This is a genomic window from Neisseria sp. P0021.S005, assembly GCF_051956955.1.
In genome coordinates, this window is sequence record NZ_JBQCWY010000243.1 from 1 (window position 1) to 4,221 (window position 4,221).

At 49.6% G+C, this 4,221-nt stretch carries 3 protein-coding genes and 1 pseudogene; 2 read left to right on the top strand and 2 right to left on the bottom strand.

Going from position 1 to position 4,221, the window contains the following annotated elements; all coding sequences use genetic code 11:
- Positions 1-118 precede the first annotated feature (118 nt).
- Positions 119-1,411: a 3-phosphoshikimate 1-carboxyvinyltransferase gene (gene aroA, locus ACTHUE_RS11870; RefSeq protein ID WP_440423541.1), complete on the bottom strand. Its 1,293-nt coding sequence runs from the start codon at positions 1,409-1,411 to the stop codon at positions 119-121.
- Positions 1,412-1,710: 299 nt separating this feature from the next.
- Between aroA and cysG the strand changes: the two genes are divergently transcribed.
- The gene (gene cysG, locus ACTHUE_RS11875; RefSeq protein WP_107867278.1) at positions 1,711-3,108 is read left to right on the top strand and encodes a siroheme synthase CysG; all 1,398 of its coding nucleotides are present in this window, start codon (positions 1,711-1,713) and stop codon (positions 3,106-3,108) included.
- Positions 3,109-3,160: 52 nt separating this feature from the next.
- Here the strand turns inward: cysG and ACTHUE_RS11880 are convergent, their stop codons facing one another.
- A complete protein-coding gene (locus tag ACTHUE_RS11880) occupies positions 3,161-3,766 on the bottom strand; it encodes a CoA pyrophosphatase (protein WP_107867279.1) in 606 nt (201 codons plus the stop codon).
- Between the two features lie 175 nt (positions 3,767-3,941).
- Here ACTHUE_RS11880 and ACTHUE_RS11885 point away from each other — a divergent pair.
- A pseudogene (locus ACTHUE_RS11885) lies at positions 3,942-4,221 on the top strand (tetratricopeptide repeat protein); the annotation flags it as partial.

Sequence of the window (4,221 nt, forward strand, 5' to 3'; positions counted from 1 at the left end):
CTAAGAATTTATTTAGCTATTATCGCATAAATTAAGAAAAAGTATAGTTTTATTTTTATTTTTCAGACGGCCTGTGTTTTTTGTATACAACAGGCCGTCTGAAAATTTGAATAATCAATTAGTTGGTCAATGATGCAAAAACTTGGAAATAGTCGGGGAAAGTTTTATGCGTGCATCTCGGGTCGTTGATGATGACGGGGACGCCCAAAAGCGAAGCCAGCGAGAAACACATGGCCATGCGGTGGTCGTCGTAAGTATCGATGACGGCATCGGGGGTAAGTGTTTCGGGCGGCGTAATATGGATGGCTTCGGCTTCTTCAACGACTTCAGCCCCCAGTTTGCGCAGCTCAGTTGCCATGGCGGCGATACGGTCGGTTTCTTTGACGCGCCATGAGCCGATATTGCGCAGGGTGCAGGGTTGTTTGGTGGCCAGTGCGACGATAGCCAGAGTCATGGCCGCGTCTGGAATATGGTTGGCATCTAAATCAAAAGCCTGAATATTGCGCTCGGCAGGACGGGAAATTTCAACAAAATTTTCGCCCCAAATGACATCTGCGCCGATTTTCTCCAGTTCGCGCACAAAGGCAACGTCGCCTTGGATGCTGTGCGCACCGATACCGGTTACGCGGATGGGTGTACCCGCAATCAGGCCTGCGCCCAAGAAATAAGACGCGCTGGAGGCATCGCCTTCTACATATAAATGTTCGGGCGCATGATATTTGGCTCCGGCCGGGATGTTAAATACACGGTAGTCTTCATTGATGATGTCTACACCAAACTGCGCCATCAGCTTGAGCGTGATGTCGATATAAGGTTTGGAAATCAACTCGCCTACCATGTGGATTTCAAAAGCTTGTCCGGTCAAGGGTAAAGCCATCAGCAGGGCGGTCAGGAATTGGCTGGAAACATTGCCTTTAATCGGAATAACGCGCTCGCCGTTGTCTTGGCGTTTACCGATCTGAAGCGGCGGATAGTTTTCATTGCCCAGATATTGTACGTCTGCGCCGGCAATGCGCAGCGCGTCCACTAAATCGCCGATAGGGCGTTCGTGCATACGCGGCACGCCATGCAGATGATAGTCGCCACCCAAAACGGCAAGTGCGGCAGTCAAAGGGCGGAATGCCGTACCGGCGTTGCCTAAAAACAAATCGGCGGTTTGGTTGGGAAAGCGGCCGCCGGTGCCATGAACTTTCAGACGGCCTTCAGGTAAAGATTCAATTTGTACGCCGAGTTTGTCGAGTGCTTCAAGCATTCGGTCGGTATCGTCGGATTTGAGCAAAGAATGGATTTCGCAAACGTTGTCGGAGAGTGCGGCCAAGAGTAGCGTGCGGTTGCTGATGCTTTTGGAACCGGGCAGGGCAACGGTCGAAGGCTTGAGTGTAGAAGCGGGCAGGCGGATGGATTCGGTCATGGCTGGACTAAGCTCGTATGAATTGTAAATAGACCGATATTATACGCAGGCAAAGGCCGTCTGAAAAATGAAGAGGGCGCAATTTATTTGTGAAAAAATGAATTTTTATATTGTTGCACTATCTCCTAATCGTTTATTTTGAAATTTTCTGCTTCTGTTTTGTGTTTGCTGCTATAACTTATTTTGTTGTGGCAGGTATATAACCAAACACCATAAGAAAATCAGAAACCATTCTTTCCTATTTTTTCAGACGGCCTTTAATATCGGCGGACAATCATTGATAAAGTAAGAGCACGACCATGAGCCATTATCCTTTGTTTGCCGATTTAAAAGACCGCCCAGTTTTACTGGCAGGCGCGGGCAAGGTTGCCGAGCGCAAGGCGGAAAGCCTGTTATCTGCAGGAGCGCGCGTGCGCGTTGTTGCGGAAACTTTGAATCCGCAGTTTCAGCAATGGGCGGCTGAAGGGAAAATAGTTTGGCTGGGCGGTTTGTTTGAAGAAGCCATGTTGGAAGAGGTGTATTTCGTTATTGCGGCGACGGATAATGGCATGTTTAACCGCCGTGTTTTTGACGCAGCGGAACGACGGGCGAAATTGTGCAATACGGTGGATACGGCGGATTTGTGTTCGTTTATCGTGCCTGCCGTGGTGGATAGAGGACCGTTGAAGATAGCCATATCCAGCGGTGGTACTGCGCCTGTATTGGCGCGGAAATGGTGGCAGATTATTGAAACATTGATTCCGCTGCATACGGGCACGATGGCGCGTATTGCCGGAAAATGGCGCGAAAAGGTTAAACAGACAATTCATCATGTCGAACGACGCCGTTATTTTTGGGAAAAGTTGTTCGACAGCCGTTTCAGTATTTTTGCAGCCCAAAACAATATCGAGGCGGCAGAACGTGAATTGATCACGCAGTTAAACCGGGAAACGCCGTTTGGCGGCGAAGTGGTTTTGGTGGGCGCAGGGCCGGGTGATCCGGGCTTGCTGACCATACATGCTTTGCAGGCGATTCAGGCTGCGGATACCGTATTTTACGATGCTTTGGTGTCGGATGAGATTTTGGCGATGGTGCGTAAAGATGCGGTGAAAATCAGCGTGGGCAAGCGCGCCGGCGCACATCATGTCCAGCAGGAAGAAACCAACCGTCTATTGGTTGAACATGCTCAAAAAGGTGAGCGCGTGGTGAGGTTGAAAGGCGGCGATTCTTTTGTGTTCGGGCGCGGCGGGGAGGAAGTGCAAACCCTGCATCAGGCCGGAATTGCTTACCGCATTGTGCCGGGCATTACTGCCGCGCTTGGTGCCACTGCTTATGCCGGTATTCCGTTAACCCATCGCGATTGCGCCCAAAGTGCTTTATTTGTGACCGGCCACAGCAAACACGAGGGCAGTCAGCCCGATTGGCAGACTTTGGCTTTAAGCCGCCAAACGTTGGTAATCTATATGGGGACGCTTAAAGCGACCGAGATTGCGGAAAAACTGATGGCTTATGGCAGACAGCCTTCTACACCCGTTGCCGTGATTTCCAATGGGACTTTACCGAATCAGACCGTGCGGACAGGCAGTCTGAAAGATTTAGGCTTGTTGGCCGCCGAAGCGGAGCGTCCGGCTTTAATGGTAATTGGCGAAGTGGTTGCCCTGCGCAATGAGATGAAATGGTTCGGAGAAGGTATCGAATATTTCGAAGAAGCCGCGTAAAGAGAATGGATTAAATCAGGCCGTCTGAATATTGGTTTCAGACGGCCTTGCCTTATTTAAAAGCTTGGCAATATTGCTGATAACGTTCTGCCAGTCCGTATAGAATGAGTGCGGTCAGCCCCCAGATGTCGTAGTGTTGGAAAGGCAGGGCGGGGAGGGCGAGGGTTTGATTGTTGTGATGAAGTTGACGGAATGTATAGTTTTGCAGGTTTAAGGCACAATCCAAAGGCAGATAAAAAATTTCTGCTACTTCGTCGGGGTTGGCTTTGGGGTTGACGGGCTGGACGCAAATTGCCGGAACAGGTGTAACACGGTAGCCGGAAGGCGTGTCATAAAAGGGTAGCGGCGCAAAAGTTTGCCATGCAGTAATCGGAATGGCGGTTTCTTCATAAGCTTCTCTTAACGCCGTTGCCGTTAGGCTGTCGTCTTGGACATCTTTGCGGCCGCCGGCAAAGGCGATTTGCCCGGTGTGCTGCCTTAAGGTCTCGGCTCTTTTGGTCAGTAAGATTTGCCACGTTCCTTCATGCAAGACAATACCGACCAAAACGGCTGCTTCTTTGACCGTGTGGGCGGTAAATAATTGATTGCGCTCTGCTTGCATACGGCTGCTGAAGTGTGAAGCTTGAGTGAGGAAATGGATAAGGTGGTCGGTATTCATTTTTGGCGCCGATCGTTTTATGCAGATGAGGATTACACAAGGTTTACGGTTACCGTGTCAACAAAATAGAGTGCGTGTGTTACAGTTATGCCTGAATGATAAATAAAGCTTTGCGTCTGTTTTGCAGATGCTTAGGCCGTCTGAAAATGCCGGCAGGTTCTCAAAAAGGATAGTTATGTTGTTTTCCCCATCCCGTATTCGAGTAGCAGCTGCGGCTGTCATGATGTTGTTTGCTACACAAACTTTTGCCGCGCCCGGCGATTCAAATGCAGTTTTTGAATCAGCTAAGATTATTAAAAAGAAAAGCCGTGCCGACCGTTTTTCTCCCGAAGAGCGCGAGCAGGAGCGGATACGTCTGTTGGGTATACAAAACCGCACCTCGCAGGTTTTCACTTTGTTAAATTCAGAACTGGCTTTACAAAAGGGCGATGCGGCTTCTGCACTGTTTACGTATA